The following is a 16,741-nucleotide window of genomic DNA, read 5'->3' as shown; positions in this document are numbered from 1 at the left end:
GGTGTGTTTTGATATGTTCATAGAGTTACGGCGGTCATGGCGGAGGGGAAACGCCCGGTTACATTCCGAACCCGGAAGCTAAGCCCTCCAGCGCCGATGGTACTGCACTCGGGAGGGTGTGGGAGAGTAGGACACCGCCGGACAAACATTCCAGTTGAGGCCACCCCTACGGGGTGGCCTCAACTGCGTTTCCACGCCTTTTCGCAGCAGTCCGCATTTCCACGCTTTTCCCAGCAGTCCGCGTCGGGGAAGGCTCAGTGCCGGGTTCTTCGGAGGGCGGCGCCCGCACTCGACGGCACTGGCCTGTCGGTCTGTGCCGTCGAGTCGTGCCGTCATCCGACGGTGGCGTCCGCCGCCGTCAGGAGGGGCGACGTACCAGGCCGCCCATCTTGACCGCGGTGAACACGGCGGCGGCCAGGGCCACGTCGGACAGGAGCATCAGGCCGATCGCGTAGGAGCCCTGCGAGCCGTACACCCAGCCCATGATGAGTGGGGGGACGAAACCGCCGAGGCCGCCGGCGGCACCGACGAGGCCGGTGACCGCGCCGACCTGATCGGCCGGGGCGACCTTGCCGACCAGGGCGAACACCGCGCCGCTGGCCGCGCCGAGCAGCACCGCCATGCCGAGCAGCGCGATGGTCGCCACCGGCATCAGGGCCGGTTCGAACGCCTGCACGACCGCGAACGCGGCGACCCCGGCGAAGCACCACACCAGCACCGGGACCGGGTGCAGCCGGTCCGACAGCCAACCGCCCACCGGGCGGGCCAGCACGGCGAGGACCACGAAACCCGCGGTGCGCAACGCGCCGTCGGCCGGGCTGAGGTCGTAGGCGGTGCGCAGGTAGGCGGGGAGGTAGACGCTGAACGCAACGAAGCCGCCGAAGCCCACCGCGTACAGGAAGCAGAGCTGCCAGGTGACGGTCAGCCGACCGATCCGGGCGAGCCGCTGCCACGCCGAGCCCTGCGGGCGGGCCCGGCCGGGAGCGTCACGCAGCAGCAGGAACGACAGCACCGCGTACCCGGCGAGGATCGCGGCGACCAGCAGGAACGGCGTCCGCGTGCCGTAGGCGTCGGCGAGGCGGACGGTGGTGAAGTTGGCGATCGCCGTGCCGCCCATGCCGATGCCGAAGACGCCGATGGCGAAGCCGCGGCGGGCCGGCGGGTACCAGCCGGAGACCAGCGGCACACCGACGGCGAACGCGGTGCCGCCGATGCCGAGGAAGAAGCCGGTGAGGATCAGCGCGCCGTAGGAGGAGACCACGCTCAGGGTCAGCACCGGCACGATGGTGGCGACGGTGACCAGGGGAAAGACCACCCGGGCGCCGTACCGGTCGGTGAGCGCGCCCACCGGGATGCGGCCGAGCGAGCCGACCACCACCGGCACGGCCACCAGCAGGGACTGCGCGGTGAAGCTCAGGTCGAGGCGTTCCTTGATGCCCGGGCCGAGCGGACCCAGCAGGGCCCAGGCCCAGAAGTTGACCAGGAAGCCGAGGGTGGCCAGGACGAGTTGGAGCGTGGCTCCGGACCGGCCCGGGGCGGAGGCGCCGGGGCCGTCGTCGCGCGCCTCACCTGGCGTACGCCGGGTGTCCTGGCCCTGTGTCTCACGGGCGATCTTCATCGCTGCTCTCCGCTGGTCGTCGGGGATCGGCCGGGGCCGGCCGGAAGGGGAGGGAAAAATTCCGCTTCACCGTCATGAGAATCGGCCCGCCGATCCGGCCCGGGCAGGGCCGTAGGTCCCGCATCGGTGGGGCCCCCGGGCCCGGGAAGCCACCGCTAGGGGACGGTGAGGAGCGACACCGCGTCATCCGGCCGCCAACCGGGCGGGACGACGGCGAACGCGTCGGCGGTCGCGGCGGCGCCGAGGTAGCCGGGGTGGGCGTCGAGTCCCACGCTGGCGGCCAGCCCCACCGTCGTCGCGGTGACCCGGGCACCGGCCGGCACCAGTTCCTGGCCGCGTCGCGCGTATTCCCCGGCCCGGCGGATGTGCCTGCGCCAGCGGGCGGGGGTGCCCGGCGAGCACCCGCCCGACCACCCGCCACGGACCGTCGCGGCCACCGCGTACCCGTCCATCGCGGAGTTGTCGAAGCCGGGCAGGGGCACCGCCGCGCGGGCGGGGCGGCCAGGGTCCGCCCGGTCGCCGCCGCGAGCGACACCGACTCGGGCGGCAGGGTCGCCGCGAGGGTCCGCGCCGCCACCCAGTCCGTGGCCGGTCGCGCGGAGGGCCCGCGGTGGGGGCGGTCCGCTGCGATGGTCACGGTGTCCTCCCCATCATCGGCGCGAGCGGGTCCGGTCGCCGCGGGCGGTGGGCAGCCGGGGCGGCCCTTCCCAGCCGGGGCGGGTCGGCCGCAGCCCGGGCCGGTCGTCCCGGCTGCGATAGACGACGTACGGGCGGGTGGCGTAGCCGACGGGCGCGCTGAACGCGTGCACGAGCCGGGTGAACGGCCAGAAGGCGAAGAGCGCGAAGGCGGCCAGGATGTGGATCTGGAAGCCCACCGGTACGTCGGCCATCACCTCCGGGTCGGGGCTGAGGTAGAACAGCGACCGGAACCACGGGGAGACGGTCTCCCGGTAGTCGTAGCCGTCCCCGAGCACGTTGGCGCGTACGGTGGCGAGCAGTCCGAGGACGATCACCCCGGCGAGGACCACGTACATCGCCTTGTCGTTGCGGGTGGTGGCGGCGAAGACCGGCCCGGTCAGCCGCCGCCGCAGGATCAGGATGCCCAGCCCGATCAGGGTGCACAGGCCCGCCACGGTGCCGATGAAGACGGCCGTCAGGTGGTAGGTGTGTTCGGTGACGCCGACCGCCTCGGTCCAGGACTTCGGGATCACCAAGCCGCCGACGTGTCCGACCAGGACCATCAGCACCCCGAAGTGGAACAGCGGGCTGCCCCACCGCAGGATGCTGCTCTCGTAGAGCTGCGACGAGCGGGTGGTCCAGCCGAACTTGTCGTAGCGGTGGCGCCAGATCAGGCCGCCGACCAGCACCGCCATCGCCAGGTACGGGTACACGACCCAGAGCAGGATGTTCATCGGGGCCCTCTCTCGTTCGCGACTGCGGTACTCCGCTGCGCTGCGTTCCTCGCGCTCACCGACGGCCTCCAGTCGTATCCACCAGCCCGAACGGTTCCAGCCCGACCTGCTCGACCGGTGGCCCGGTGCGGGCCAGCCGGGCGGCGGCGGCGATGTCGCCGGGCTGGGCGGGCGGCAGCATCTCGCGGACCGCCTGCACCGCCTGCCGGTACACGGACTTCTCCCGGCCCAGCGCCTCGGCCAGCAGGTCCAGGCCGACCCGGTTCTCCCGCAGCAGCCGCCACCCGCCGTCGTCGACGGCGGCCAGGTCGAGCACCGCGGGCAGGAAGTCGGGCAGCTCGCCGTCCACGACGGCCAGCCCGGCCCACTTGTACGCGGCGGCGAAGTCGACCAGCGCCTCGCCACGACGGCGGGTGTCGCCGCAGGTGTAGTAGGTCAGGTGCAGGCAGCAGCGGCGGCGGAAGTCGAAGACCTCCACGTAGGCGGACCGCAGGTCGACTCCGGCGGTGGTCTCCCGGTGGGCGACGAGGTCGCGCAGCGGGTCGGCCACCGCGTCCGGCAGGCCGTCGAGGGCGGCGCGGACGGTGGGCAGCGCCGCCAGCACCTCCTCGTCGGGATAGCGCAGCAGCAGGGACGCCGCGCGGGCGGCCACCGCCCGCCAGGTCGGCTGGCTCACGGCTTACCTCCGTCGACGTGTTCGGATTCGGTGCGCCGGGGCGGGAAGAGACCCCGGGGGGTGCCCTTGCCGTCCCAGTTGAGCAGATTGACCCGGCGTGGTTCGTCGCCCGGGTCGGTGAAGCCCTCGGCGGTCTGCCGGTCGCGCAGCATGTGGAAGGTCTCCACCTGCACCGGCACGGGCGTGCCGGAGGACTCCCCGAAGGGTCCCTGCCCGTACGGGCCGCCGCCGCCCATGCCGGGGCCGCCCTCGTAGTCCAGGCTGCACTCGGTGGCGATCTTCTCCAGCCGGTGCGCGTCCTCGGCGTGCGCGGCGGGGATGACGTACCGCTGCTCGTACTTGGCGATGGCGAGCAGGCGGTACATGTCGTCCATCTGCTCGCCGGTCATCCCGACGGCGGCGGCGATGGACTCGTCGCGCTCCTCGCCCAGGTTGACCCGGCGCTGGTAGGCGCGCATCGCGGCGAGCCGGTTGAGCACCCCGCGTACCGGTGCCGGGTCGCCGGCGGTGAAGAGCTCGGCGAGGTAGTCCACCGGGATGCGCAGGGCGTCGATGGCGCCGAAGAGGTTGCCGGCCTCCTCCGCGTCGTGGCCGGTCTCGCGCAGCGCGTCGGCCACCGGCGACAGCGGCGGGATGTACCAGACCATCGGCATGGTCCGGTACTCCGGGTGCAGCGGCAGCGCCACCTCGTACCTCATGATGAGGTCCCAGATGGGGGAGCGTTGCGCCGCGTCGATCCAGTCGTCGGGGATGCCCGCCTCGCGGGCGGCGGCGACCACGGCCGGGTCGTGCGGGTCGAGGAAGACCGAGCGCTGCGCGTCGTACAGGTCGTGTTCGTCCTTCATGGCAGCGGCCTCGGCGACCCGGTCGGCGTCGTAGAGCATCAGCCCGAGGTAGCGCAGCCGGCCCACGCAGGTCTCCGAGCAGATGGTGGGCTGGCCGATCTCGATGCGCGGGAAGCAGAAGGTGCACTTCTCGGCCTTGCCGGTGCGGTGGTTGAAGTAGACCTTCTTGTACGGGCAGCCGGTCACGCACATCCGCCAGCCGCGGCAGCGGTCCTGGTCGACCAGGACGATGCCGTCCTCGGCCCGCTTGTAGATCGCGCCGGACGGGCAGGACGCTGCGCAGGACGGGTTGAGGCAGTGCTCGCAGATCCGCGGCAGGAAGAACATGAAGGTCTTCTCGAACTCCTGCTTCACCTGGCCGGAGACCTTCGCCAGCACCGGGTCGCCGGCGGCGATCTCGTTGCCGCCGGCGAGGGAGTCGTCCCAGTTGGCGCTCCAGGTGATCTTCGTGTCCTCGCCGGTGAGCAGCGACTTCGGCCGGGCCACCGGGGTGTCGTCGCCGGCCGGCGCGTTGATCAGGTGCTCGTAGTCGTACGTCCACGGCTCGTAGTAGTCCTGCATGGAGGGCAGCTTCGGGTTGGCGAAGACGCTGAACAGCTTCTTCACCCGGCCGCCGGAGCGCGGCTTGAGCTTGCCGGAGCGGGTCCGCACCCAGCCGCCCTGCCAGCGTTCCTGGTTCTCGTAGGTGCGCGGGTAGCCCTGCCCGGGGCGGGTCTCCACGTTGTTGAACCAGACGTACTCGACGCCCGAGCGGTTCGTCCACGCCTGCTTGCACGTCACCGAGCAGGTGTGGCAGCCGATGCACTTGTCGAGGTTCATCACCATCGCCATCTGTGCCATGACCCGCATCAGTACTGCACCTCCTGGGAGCGGCGGCGGATCACGGTGACCTCGTCGCGTTGGTTGCCGGTCGGGCCGAGGTAGTTGAAGGCAAAGGAGAGCTGCGCGTACCCGCCGATGAGGTGAGTGGGCTTGACCAGCAGTCGGGTCAGCGAGTTGTGGATGCCGCCGCGCCGGCCGGTGGTCTCCGACTTCGGCACGTCGATCACCCGTTCCTGGGCGTGGTACATGTAGACCGTGCCCTCGGGCATCTTGTGGGTGACCACGGCCCGGCAGACCACCACGCCGTTGCGGTTGACCGCCTCGATCCACTCGTTGTCGCGGACGCCGATCTTCGCCGCGTCGGCCTCGCTCATCCACATCGTCGGCCCGCCCCGGGACAGGGTGAGCATGATCAGGTTGTCCTGGTATTCCGAGTGGATGGACCACTTCGAGTGCGGGGTGAGGTACCGGACGGTGATCTCCAGCTCGCCGTTGCGGCCGAGTCTCGGCTCGTGGAAGAGCTTGTGCATGTCCAGCGGGGGTCGGAAGATCGGCAGCGCCTCGCCGGCCTCGTGCATCCAGTCGTGGTCGAGGAAGAAGTGCTGGCGGCCGGTGAGCGTGTGCCAAGGCTTGAGCCGCTCGGTGTTGATGGTGAACGGCGAGTAGCGCCGGCCGCCGTGCTCGCTGCCCGACCACTCCGGGCTGGTGATCACCGGCACCGGGCGGGACTGCGTGTCGGCGAAGGTGATCTGCTTGCCCTCGTGCTCGGCGGCCAGGTCCGCCAGGCGTACCCCGGTGCGTTTCTCCACGTCCCGGAAGCCGGCGGTGGCGACCCGGCCGTTGGTGGTGCCCGACAGCGCCAGGATCGCCTCGCAGGCGTGCGTGTCCCGGGCCAGCGACGGCCGCCCGTCGGCGACGCCGCCACGGATCTCGCCGTTGGAGTGCCGCAGGTATTCCACCTCGGGGCGGACGTCGACCGAGAAGCCCTTGCCGGTGGTGCCGAGGGTGTCCATCAGCGGTCCGAGCGCGGCCATCTGGTCGGCGATCGCGCCGTAGTCCCGCTCGACCACCACCAGCTTCGGCATGGTCCGGCCGGGCACCGGGGTCTCGCCGGTGACCGCCCAGTCGCGGACCCGGCCGTGCGGCGTCGCCATCGCGTCCGGGGTGTCGTGCAGCAGCGGCGCCGCGACCAGATCCTTGCGTACGCCCAGCCGGGGCCCGGCGAGCGCGGCGAACGCCTTCGCGATGCCGTGGAACGCGTCGAAGTCGGTCCGGGTCTGCCACGGCGGGTTGATCGCCGGGGTGAACGCGTGCACGAACGGGTGCATGTCGGTGCTGCTCAGGTCGTGCTTCTCGTACCAGGTGGCGGCGGGCAGCACGATGTCGGAGAAGAGCGTCGTGGAGGTCATCCGGAAGTCGAGGCTCAGCAGCAGGTCGAGCTTGCCCTCCGGGGCCTCCGCCCGCCAGGTCACGTCCTTCGGCCGCAGCTCCTGCGGCGCCTCCTCGGCGCGCAGGTTCGCGTCGGTGCCGAGCAGGTGGCGCAGGAAGTACTCGTTGCCCTTGGCCGACGAGCCGAGCAGGTTGGCCCGCCACACGGTCAGCACGCGGGGCCAGTTCTCCGGCGCGTCCGGGTCGGCGCAGGCGAACTTCACCTCCCCCCGGCCCAGCCGCTCGGCGACCCAGCCGGCCGGGTCGTCGGGTCGGGCGGCGAGGGCCTCGTCGGCCAGGTCGAGAGGGCTGCGGTCGAAGGTCGGCATCGACGGCATCCAGCCCGCCCGCGCCGACTGGGCCAGCAGGTCCATGGTGTGCTTGCCGGCGAACGCGCCGGTGCCGGTGGGGGAGGCGACCGCGTCGGCGGAGTAGGTGTCGTAGCGCCACTGGTCGGTGTGCACGTACCAGAAGGCGGTGCCGATCATCTGCCGTGGCGGGCGGACCCAGTCCAGGCCGAAGGCGAGCTGCGCCCAGCCGGTCGCCGGGCGGCACTTCTCCTGCCCGACGTAGTGCGCCCAGCCGCCGCCGTTGACGCCCTGACAGCCGGTGAGGGTCACCAGCGCCAGAATCGCCCGGTAGGTGGCGTCGGAGTGGAACCAGTGGTTGGTGCCCGCGCCGAGCAGGATCATCGACCGGCCGCCGGAGCGTTCCGCGTTGTCGGCGAACTCCCGCGCCACCCGGGCCACCTGCGCCGCCGGCACGCCGGTGATCGGCTCCTGCCACGCGGGCGTGTACGGCGCGTCGACGTCGTCGTAGTCGGTCGGCCACCGCCCGGGCAGCCCTTCCCGGCCGACCCCGTACTGGGCCAGCAGCAGGTCGAAGACGCTGGTCACCAGCTGGCCGTTCACCGTGCGGGTCGGCACGCCGCGGCGCAGCACCTGCGGGGTGTCGGTGTCGAACCGGGGCAGCTCCACCTCGACCCCGTCGCCCGCGCCGAGGCAGGTCAGGGCCGGCTCGAGGTCGCCCAGGTCGAGGTTCCACTGGCCCTGCTGCTCGCCCCAGCGGTGCCCGAGGCTGCCGCGCGGCACGGCGGGCGTGTCGGTCGCCGAGTCCCACAGCACCGTCCGGAAGGCCGCCTCCCGGTCCGTCTCGCCGAGGTCCTCGGCGGTGAGGAACTTCCCCGGCCGGTACGCCCCGTCGGCGCCCGGTTCGAGGGTGACCAGGAACGGCAGGTCGGTGAACCTGCGGACGTAGTCGACGAAGCGTGGGGTGCGCCGGTCGACGAAGAACTCCTTGAGGACGACGTGCCCCATCGCCATCGCCAGGGCCCCGTCGCTGCCGGGCTGCGCGGGCAGCCACTCGTCGGCGAACTTGACGTTGTCGGCGTAGTCGGGGCTGACCACGACGACCTTCTGACCCCGGTAGCGGGCCTCGGCCATCCAGTGCGCGTCGGGGGTGCGGGTCACCGGGACGTTGGAACCCCACATGACGAAGTAGGAGGCGTCCCACCAGTCGCCGGACTCGGGCACGTCGGTCTGGTCGCCGAAGACCTGCGGGGAGGCGACCGGCAGGTCGGCGTACCAGTCGTAGAACGACAGCATCGAGCCGCCGAGCAGGGACAGGAAGCGGGCGCCGACGGCGTGCGACACCATCGACATCGCCGGGATGGGGGAGAAGCCGGCGACCCGGTCCGGGCCGTACTCGGCGATCGTGTGCACGTGCGCGGCTGCGATCATCTCCTGCGCCTCGTCCCAGCCGATCCGCACCAGACCGCCCTTGCCGCGCGCCTTCTGGTAGCGGCGGCGGCGCTCCGGGTCGCCCTGGATGTCCGCCCAGGCGGCCACCGGGTCACCGAGCCGGGCCTTCGCCTCCCGGTACATCTCCACCAGCACCCCACGGGCGTACGGGTAGCGCACCCGGGTGGGGGAGTAGGTGTACCAGGAGAAGGCGGCACCCCGGGGGCAGCCGCGCGGCTCGTACTCGGGGCGGTCGGGTCCGACGCTCGGGTAGTCGGTCTGCTGCTGCTCCCAGGTGATGATGCCGTCCTTGACGTACACCTTCCAGGAGCACGAGCCGGTGCAGTTCACCCCGTGCGTGGAGCGGACCACCTTGTCGTAGGACCAGCGGTCCCGGTAGAAGGCGTCCGCCTCCCGGCCGCCGATCTGGTGCAGCGTTCGGCCGTCGGCGGACACCTCGGCCCGGCGTACCAGGCCGCCCACCGCCAGCAGCGCCCGTCCCGCACCCTCGGTCGCTCGCGACATACGCCTCATTCCTCCGATAGATCGCCGTGAATCCCACGTTGGCGGGATGTGCCAGGAAGCGCAACCGCAGCGAGGGCGTCCCGGCCATCGTGCCGGGGCGCTTTCCCGCCGAACCGGGCCGAAGGTCCCGAGATCATCGGCGTTGTGCCTGCTCCCGGTTCCCGGCGACGGCGGGGGCCGGGTCGCCGGCCCAGGTGCGCGGGCGTACCGGACCGGGCAGGTCGATGCCTCGGTGCCGCGCCCGGCACGAGGTGGCTCGCTAGACGCGATCTGTGTTTCGTGTAATGTGGTTCGTGAATCGAGATGGCAGTGAGAGGGGTCGACGATGACCGTGTCGGAGCTCGTGGAGACCAGCGGGCCGGCGGACGCGCCGGTTGCCGTGCCGGTGACGGTGGCGCGCGGGGACGGGATCGGGCCGGAGATCATGGACGCCACGCTCCGGGTGCTGGAGGCGGCCGGGGCCCGGCTGGCCGTGGAGGAGATCCACATCGGGGAATCGGTGTACGCCCGTGGCCACAGCGCCGGCATCGCGCCGGAAGCCTGGGAGTCGCTGCGCCGCACCCGGGTGTTCCTCAAGGCGCCCGTCACCACCCCGCAAGGGGGCGGATTCAAGTCGCTGAACGTGACCATCCGCAAGTCGTTGGGGTTGTTCGCCAACGTACGTCCCTGCGTGACGTACGCGCCGTTCGTGCCGACCGGACATCCCGAGATGGATGTCGTGATCGTGCGCGAGAACGAGGAGGACCTCTACGCCGGGATCGAGCACCGCCAGACCGACGAGGTCACCCAGTGTCTGAAACTGATCTCCCGACCGGGATGTGAACGGATCGTGCGGTACGCGTTCGACTACGCCCGCCGCCACGGTCGGTCCAAGGTCACCTGCCTGACCAAGGACAACATCATGAAGCTCACCGACGGTCTGTTCCACCGGGTCTTCGACGAGGTGGCCGCCGACTATCCGGAGATCACCGCCGAGCACTGGATCGTCGACATCGGGGCGGCGAGACTGGCCGACACCCCGGAGGACTTCGACGTCATCGTCACCCCCAACCTCTACGGCGACGTGCTCTCCGACGTGGCCGCGCAGATCGCCGGCTCGGTCGGGCTGGCCGGCTCGGCCAACATCGGCGAGCACGCGGCGATGTTCGAGGCCATCCACGGCTCCGCGCCGCCGCTGGCCGGTCGGGACGTCGCGAACCCCTCCGGACTGCTGCTCGGGGCGGTGATGATGCTCGTGCACATCGGCCAGCCCGAGGTCGCCGAACGGGTCCACAACGCCTGGCTGGCCACCCTGGAGGCGGGTGTCGTCACGCCTGACGTCGCCGGCCCGGGCACCAGCCCGGTGGGCACGCGGGCGTTCGCCGACGCGATCATCGATCGGCTCGGCCGGCGACCGGTGACCCTGGCCCCGGTCGCCTATCCGGCCGGGCAGCAGCAGTTCGCCGTCCCGACCGCCGCGACCCGCCCGGCGCAGCGCAAGACGATGGACGGGGTCGACGTGTTCCTCGACCACTCCGACCGCGACCCGGACGCGCTCGCCGCCGCGCTCGTGCGGGCGGCCGAGGGCGCCCCGCTACGGCTGCAGATGATCACGAACCGAGGCGTGAAGGTGTGGCCCGACGGGCTTCCCGAAACCTTCTGCACCGACCACTGGCGAGCCCGCTTCCAGTCGTCCCGGTCCGGCGCGACCGACCGGCGGGACGTGGTGGACCTGCTGGATCGACTCGACCGCGCCGGGCTCGACTTCGTCAAGACCGAGGGTCTCTACCGCTTCGACGGCGAACCGGGCTACTCCCTCGGACAGGGTCAGTGACGATCCCACCCACCGGGGCCCACCGGCGAGGACCGTCGTCGTCATGACCGGTCCGCCCTCCGCCGCCTCGGGGCGATTGTGCCCGAACCCCGGCGGAGGGCCGGTGCGGATACCTAGGGTGGCGCCCATGGCGCACCATCCGGACACCGGCGACCGCTACCGGCGGCTGCGCGGTTTCAACGTCCTCGTCGGTCTGCTGCTGGCCGCCGAGGGCGGCTGGATGTGGGCGGCGAGCAACGACCTGTCGCTGCCGGTCACCGCCTCCTACCTGACCGCGGACCCGGTGACGCTGCGGGACGCCACGCTCCCGGAGGTGGCCTTCCGGGTCGCGATCGGACCGACGGTGGCGGTCTTCCTGCTCCTCGCCGCGCTCGACCACCTCGTCACCGCCGCCCCCGGCGTGCACCGCTGGTACGAGCGCAACCTGGACCGGCGCAGGAACTATGCCCGCTGGATCGAGTACTCGGTCAGCGCCTCGATCATGATCGTGCTGATCGGCCTGCTCGTCGGGATCCGCGATCTCGCGGCGGTGATCGGGATCTTCGCCGCGAACACCGCGATGATCCTGTTCGGCCTGCTGATGGAGCGCCAGCAGACGCCGGGACGGGCCGACTGGAGCGCGTTCTGGTTCGGCTCGCTGATCGGCCTGGCCCCCTGGCTGGCGATCGTCGTCTACGTCGCGCAGCCGCCGGAGATTCCCGGCTTCGTGTGGGCGATCATCGTCGTCCAGTTCCTCCTCTTCACGAGCTTCGCACTCAACATGGCACTGCAGTACGCCCGGCGCGGCCGGTGGCGTGACTACCGCTACGGCGAGGTCGGGTACATCGTGCTCAGCGTGGTGGCCAAGTCCGCGCTGGCCTGGCTGATCTACGCCAACGTGCTGCGCACCTGACCGGCCCGCCCGGAACGCCGACAGCGGCCACGCCGTGCGTGCCGGGTCAGTGGGCCACCCCGGCCGTCGGGGTGATCCGGTCCCAGGCGGGGATCGGCAGTGCGATCACCGCGGCCGGGAAGAGCCCGTGCTCCTCGTTGTCGATGTGCCGGTGCAGTCGGTCGAGGGCGGCCAGCACCGCGGGCCAGTCGGGGTCGGCCCGGTCGACGGCCCCCAGCGCGCCGTGGATGTCGTCGTGCTCCGCGCAGAGCTTCTCCACCGCCGCGGCCAGGCTGCCCTCGGCCCGCAGCTCCTGGAAGAGGCCGTTCTCCTCGGTGGTGGTGTGCGGCATCAGCAGGGCGAGCAGCGCGTCGAGCGCCGGCAGCGGGTCGGCGTCGCCGGACCGTACCGCCGCGTGGAGCCGGCCCGCCGCGTCGGCGATCGCCTCGTGCTCGGCGGAGAGCCGGCCGATCAGCGGGAAGTCCCGGCAGCCGCAGTAGTTGCACATGACCCCATCCTGCGGACCGGCAACCCGGGTCAGCAGGGCCGAACGGCCCGGTGCGCCGGGACGGCGGGCCCTGCCCCGACCGTCCCGGCGCTCGGCAGACTGCTCACACCGTGACCGGCTCGCGGGACAGCCGGATCTGCCACACGTCCGGCCCGTCCCGCAGCCACTCGGTGGTCACCCCGCCCCGGTAACGGGCCTCGACCTCGGCCGGCAGCGGGCGGGGTGCGTGCGGGGCGACCAGCACCAGCGCCCGGCCGGCGGGCAGCGCGTCCAGTGCCGCCAGCACCCGGGCGTGGCGCCGGCCGTGCGGCAGCAGCCGGACGTCCAGCCGGGGGTCGATGCTCAGCATCGCGGCCGGCGCGTCGGCCGGACCCTGGTCGCCGCCGCAGCCGCAGCCACCCCCGCCGCAGCCACCCGACGTCTCCGAGGAGCCGAGCAGATCGTGCATGCCGTCCAGCAGGGTCGCCAGCGAGACGTCGTCGGCGGCCACCAGCAGCGGGACGATCAGGTCGTTCTCCTTGGCGAGGTGGACGGCGAAGAGCGCGGTGAGGGCGCGCGCGGCGGCGGCGAGGCGTACCGGTCAGTCGGTCGCCGACAGCTCGGCGACCAGGGCGGTCAGCGCCCGGTGCTCGTCGCGCATGCCGCGCACCAGCAGCTCGGCCTCGGGGCGGTCACCGGCGGCCGGATGGACATGGAACCCTCCCGGGTTTTGACGACGAATGACGTTGTAACGTTAATCATCGTGGAAACCCCGAGAACAGGGCCGATCGGCGAGACCATCGACCCGCACCGCCACCGGGCGCTCGGCACCGCCAGCCGGGCGTCGATCCTGGAGCTGGTGCGCGCCGCCGGTGCCGGCATGACCATCGCCGAGGTGGGCGAGCGGACCGGACTGCACCTGTCCACCATCCGTACCCACCTCGACCGCCTGGTCGACGCCGGGCTGCTGGTCAAGGCGCGGGCCAGCGGCGGTCAGCCCGGACGGCCGGCGTGGCGCTACCGGGCGGCCGTGGCCGGGGCGCCGGCCCCGCCGTACCGGCGCTCGCCGCCGCGCTGCTCGACCACCTGTCCCGCCGCGGCGGCGACGTCCGACCGGAGGCCACCCGCGCCGGCCATGACTGGGGTCGCCACCTCGCGGCGGCCACCGCCCCCGGCCAGCAGCCGGTCGACACCCTGCTGGACGTGCTGCGGGGCCTGGGCTTCAGCCCTCGCCGGCAGGAGACGGCCGACGGCAGGACCGAGGTCCACCTGCACACCTGCCCCTTCCTGGAGCTGGTCCACCGCAACCCCGACGCGATCTGCGCGCTGCACGTCGGCGTCGTACGCGGCGTGCTCGACCACGCCGGCGCCCCACCGGCCGGCGCCGTGCTGGAGCCCTTCGGCGCGCCCGACGCCTGCGTGGTGCGGCTGGCCCTGCCGCCGCGCGAGTCGACATGACCGCCCGGCCGCTCGGCACCCGCTGGGCCCTGCTCGCCCCCGCCTGCTCCGGCGCCGGGGGAGTGGCCCTGGTGCTCACCGGGCCGAGCCTCGCCGGCCGGCTGCTGCTCATGCTCGCCTCGGTGCTGTTGCTGCTGGTCTACCGGCGGCTGTGGCGACGGCAACCCGGCCCGGCCCTGCTGGCCCAGGCCACCGGCGCGTCGAGCTGGTACGCCGCCACCCTGCTCTGGCTCGCCGGCTTCACCGTGCCCGAGATCGTGCCCTGGCTGGCCACCTTCGTCGTCGCCACCATCGCCGGGGAACGGCTCGAACTCGCCCACCTCGGCCTGCCCCGCAACGGCACACCCTGGTTCCTCGCCGCCCTCGCCACGCTGACCGCCGGGGCCACCGCCACCGCCCTGTGGCCGACCGTCGGGACCACGGGATCGACTTCCACGCCGGCGCCGTCGCCCCGGACGCGGTGATGCGGCCGATCGATCCCGGACAGCAGCTCACCTACCGGTTCACCGCCACCCGGGCCGGCATCTGGATGTACCACTGCTCGACCATGCCGATGCTGCACCACATCGGCAACGGCATGTACGGGGCGGTCATCATCGACCCGCCCGACCTGCCCCGGGTCGACCGGGAGTACGTCCTGGTCCAGTCCGAGTTCTATCCCGGCCCCGACGGTGAGCCCGGCGACCTCGCCAAGATGCAGGCGAACCGCCCCGACGCGGTGGTCTTCAACGGCTACCCCGCCCAGTACGACCACCGGCCACTGCCCGCGCGCGCCGGCGAACGGGTCCGGGTCTGGGTGCTCGACGCCGGCCCCGACCGCAGCGGCTCCTTCCACGTCGTCGGCACCCAGTTCGACACCGTCTACGCCGAGGGACGCTGGCTGAGCCGGCCGACCGATCCCGGCGGCGCCCAGGTGCTGCCCCTCGCCCCGGCCGAGGGCGGCTTCGTGGAGCTGGTCCTCCCCGCGCCGGGCCACTACCCCTTCGTCGATCACGTCATGGTCGACGCCGAACGGGGCGCCCGGGGCGCCTTCGAGGTGAGGTGAGGCCATGTCCACCGCCGTCCACACCGCTCGACCGGTGCCCGCCCGCCGCCGGCTGCGCCGGTTCCTGCCACCGCAGCACGGCGCCTGGGCGATGCTGCTGCTGCCGTACACCGCCGGGGTGGTCCTGGTGGGGTGGCGCTGGTCGGACCTGCCGCTGCTCGGCGCCTGGCTGGCCGGCTACTTGTTCTCCTACTACGCCTTCCAGGCGGTCAAGAGCCGCCGGCCGCGCCGCTACACCGACCAGCTGTTGGTCTACGGCCTGCTCACCGCGCCGCTCGCGGCGACGGTGCTGGCGGCCCGCCCGGCGGTGCTCTGGTACGCCCCCGGCTACGCCGTCCTGCTCGCGGTGAACGCCGGGTACGCCTGGCGACGGCGGGAGCGGGCCCTGCTCAACGACCTCGCCTCGGTGGCGCAGAGCTGCCTGCTGGTCTTCGTCCTGGCCACCGTCGCCCACGTGCCGCCCGCCGAGGTGGTGCCCGCATCCGTCGCCCTGGCGCTCTATCTCACCGGCACCGTCCTCTATGTCAAGACGATGATCCGGGAACGGGGCGATGCCCGCTACCTGCGCCTCTCCATCGGCTTCCATGCCGTCGCGCTGGCCGTGGCGACGTGGCTCGACCCGCTGCTCGCCCCGGTCTTCCTGCTGCTGCTGGCCCGGGCCGTGGCGCTCCCGGGCCGGCGGCTGCGACCCGCGCCGGTCGGCGTGATCGAGATCCTCTGCAGCCTGCTCGTCCTGGCCGTGGTCCTGGTCGCGCGCTGACCGTCCGGTCCCGCCGGCACCGGTGCGGGCCGTCCCCGCCACGAGGTGCGCGCTGGTGATCGCCTCGCTACCATGGGTCGACGTTTTCCGCTCCAGAGAGGCCGTCCCCGCGTGCGCCGTCCCACCAGTCGACCCGAGCCCTCGGCGATGCCCGGGCGGCCGGTGTCGCGGCCCGGCGACGGGCGGGGCCGGCTCGCCCGGCGGGTCCTCCTGGTCGGCGCCGCCGTGGGTGCCGGCTTCCTGGCGGCCGCCCTGTTCGGCGGACCGGCCGCCGCGAGCGGGACCGACCGTGGCACCGCCGGCGACCAGCCCTGGTCTCCACGGTGGTCGGTGCGACCGTGCGGGTCGCCCTGGGTGCCCGTGCCGACCACCCGCCCCCGTCCACCGGCCGACGCTGACGGACGCCCCGTCCAGCGCCTCCGCCGTCCCGCCGGTCGACGACCCGGCCGTCGCGCTGCGCCCCGAGGAGCCGGCGACCTCCCGACCGACGAGGCCGACCCGACCGGTGCGCACGCCGGCCCGGACCGAGGCGTCCGGTGGCGGGACCGACGAGGCCCGTCCGGGTGTGCTGCCCGCGCGGGTCGGACCCGGCTGGCCGCGCCGCCCGGACCGGCGAGCCGCTGCCGACGACCCCGGGCCGCGGGCCACCTCTCGGCTGCCCCGGCCACTCACCGACGTGGCGGTCGCACCCGGGTCGGCCGCCGGACCGTCCGTCGTGGCGTCCGTCGTCGCCCCGTTGCGGCAGGTGGTGCGGACCGTCTGCGCCGGTCCGGTCGGGACCGTCGTCACCGCTCTGACCCGGGTCACCGACGCCGTGCTGGCACCCGTCCTCGGCGCGGTCACCGGTCCGATCCTCGCGCCGCCGTCCGGTCCGCCGCCACCACTGTCACCACCGTCGACGCCACCGGCGCCACCGGCCAGGTCGGGGACGGCTCCGGTGAGCGGCCCACCGGCCGCTCCGGTGCCCGCCGCCCCGGGCACTTCCGCTGCGCCGCAGCCGGGCCTGGTGCCGCCCGTGGCGACCGGGTCCGTGACACCAGCGCCGCCGTCGGCCACCGGGTTCGGACCGGTGCGGTCGGCCGGGCGGGCCGGACCCGCCGCACCGGCCCGGCTGGCACCGGGTCGTTCCCTCGTCCCACCGGGCCGCTACCCCCCGGCCGAGCAGGCCGTCGTCGCGGTCCCGCACGATCTGCGCCCGGCCCGGCTCCCCGTCGCGCTCGGCTCGCGGTCCCGGTGTGCGCG

The 16,741-nt window shown here is 73.1% G+C and carries 13 protein-coding genes, 1 rRNA gene and 1 pseudogene; 7 read left to right on the top strand and 8 right to left on the bottom strand.

Annotated elements, in window-relative coordinates:
- Positions 1-26: 26 nt before the first annotated feature.
- Positions 27-143: ribosomal RNA gene (gene rrf / locus MRQ36_RS31915) — 5S ribosomal RNA — on the top strand.
- A gap of 215 nt (positions 144-358) precedes the next feature.
- Here the strand turns inward: rrf and MRQ36_RS31910 are convergent.
- The 6 genes from MRQ36_RS31910 to MRQ36_RS31885 form a co-directional block, all read right to left on the bottom strand.
- Positions 359-1,618, bottom strand: coding sequence for a nitrate/nitrite transporter (locus MRQ36_RS31910; protein WP_242800513.1), 1,260 nt, complete (start codon positions 1,616-1,618; stop codon positions 359-361).
- Positions 1,619-1,773: 155 nt separating this feature from the next.
- Entirely contained in the window at positions 1,774-2,100 is a 327-nt protein-coding gene (locus MRQ36_RS31905; RefSeq protein ID WP_242800511.1) for a hypothetical protein, read from the bottom strand.
- Between the two features lie 168 nt (positions 2,101-2,268).
- Positions 2,269-3,030 (bottom strand): respiratory nitrate reductase subunit gamma, encoded by a 762-nt coding sequence (gene narI / locus MRQ36_RS31900; RefSeq protein WP_242800508.1) that lies wholly within the window; start codon positions 3,028-3,030, stop codon positions 2,269-2,271.
- 55 nt (positions 3,031-3,085) lie between these two features.
- Positions 3,086-3,706: a nitrate reductase molybdenum cofactor assembly chaperone gene (gene narJ, locus MRQ36_RS31895; protein WP_242800506.1), complete on the bottom strand. Its 621-nt coding sequence runs from the start codon at positions 3,704-3,706 to the stop codon at positions 3,086-3,088.
- Positions 3,703-5,400 carry a nitrate reductase subunit beta gene (gene narH, locus MRQ36_RS31890; RefSeq protein WP_242800504.1) on the bottom strand — a complete coding sequence of 566 codons (1,698 nt, stop codon included), beginning with the start codon at positions 5,398-5,400 and terminating at the stop codon, positions 3,703-3,705. The genes narJ and narH overlap by 4 nt, the downstream gene beginning before the upstream one ends.
- On the bottom strand, positions 5,400-9,065 hold the full coding sequence (locus MRQ36_RS31885; RefSeq protein WP_242800502.1) for a nitrate reductase subunit alpha: 3,666 nt from the start codon (positions 9,063-9,065) through the stop codon (positions 5,400-5,402). Before MRQ36_RS31885 ends, narH begins: the two co-directional genes overlap by 1 nt.
- 325 nt (positions 9,066-9,390) lie before the next feature.
- Here MRQ36_RS31885 and MRQ36_RS31880 point away from each other — a divergent pair, with 325 nt between their 5' ends.
- Both MRQ36_RS31880 and heR read left to right on the top strand, forming a co-directional pair.
- Positions 9,391-10,878: an NADP-dependent isocitrate dehydrogenase gene (locus tag MRQ36_RS31880; protein ID WP_242800500.1), complete on the top strand. Its 1,488-nt coding sequence runs from the start codon at positions 9,391-9,393 to the stop codon at positions 10,876-10,878.
- A 127-nt stretch (positions 10,879-11,005) separates the two neighbouring features.
- A complete protein-coding gene (heR, locus tag MRQ36_RS31875) occupies positions 11,006-11,770 on the top strand; it encodes a heliorhodopsin HeR (protein WP_242800498.1) in 765 nt (254 codons plus the stop codon).
- Positions 11,771-11,816: 46 nt separating this feature from the next.
- On the opposite strand, the gene MRQ36_RS31870 is transcribed toward heR, so the two are convergent.
- Both MRQ36_RS31870 and MRQ36_RS34240 read right to left on the bottom strand, forming a co-directional pair.
- Positions 11,817-12,257, bottom strand: coding sequence for a hemerythrin domain-containing protein (locus tag MRQ36_RS31870; RefSeq protein WP_242800496.1), 441 nt, complete (start codon positions 12,255-12,257; stop codon positions 11,817-11,819).
- A 103-nt stretch (positions 12,258-12,360) separates the two neighbouring features.
- Complete coding sequence (locus tag MRQ36_RS34240) at positions 12,361-12,747, bottom strand: DUF2249 domain-containing protein (protein WP_242800494.1); 387 nt, start codon at positions 12,745-12,747, stop codon at positions 12,361-12,363.
- A gap of 201 nt (positions 12,748-12,948) precedes the next feature.
- Here MRQ36_RS34240 and MRQ36_RS31860 point away from each other — a divergent pair.
- The 4 genes and pseudogenes from MRQ36_RS31860 to MRQ36_RS31845 all read left to right on the top strand — a co-directional run bounded on the left by MRQ36_RS31860 (position 12,949) and on the right by MRQ36_RS31845 (position 15,499).
- A pseudogene (locus MRQ36_RS31860) lies at positions 12,949-13,694 on the top strand (helix-turn-helix transcriptional regulator).
- Positions 13,691-14,158, top strand: coding sequence for a hypothetical protein (locus tag MRQ36_RS31855; RefSeq protein WP_242800492.1), 468 nt, complete (start codon positions 13,691-13,693; stop codon positions 14,156-14,158). Before MRQ36_RS31860 ends, MRQ36_RS31855 begins: the two are co-directional and overlap by 4 nt.
- On the top strand, positions 14,095-14,739 hold the full coding sequence (locus MRQ36_RS31850) for a multicopper oxidase domain-containing protein (RefSeq protein ID WP_242800490.1): 645 nt from the start codon (positions 14,095-14,097) through the stop codon (positions 14,737-14,739). The genes MRQ36_RS31855 and MRQ36_RS31850 overlap by 64 nt, the downstream gene beginning before the upstream one ends.
- A 4-nt stretch (positions 14,740-14,743) precedes the next feature.
- Positions 14,744-15,499: a YwiC-like family protein gene (locus MRQ36_RS31845; RefSeq protein WP_242800488.1), complete on the top strand. Its 756-nt coding sequence runs from the start codon at positions 14,744-14,746 to the stop codon at positions 15,497-15,499.
- The last annotated feature ends 1,242 nt before the right edge of the window (positions 15,500-16,741 follow it).

Origin of the sequence: Micromonospora sp. R77, assembly GCF_022747945.1 — a bacterium.
Taxonomy (GTDB): Bacteria; Actinomycetota; Actinomycetes; order Mycobacteriales; family Micromonosporaceae; genus Micromonospora.
This window is presented reverse-complemented; position numbering and strand designations above follow the sequence as displayed.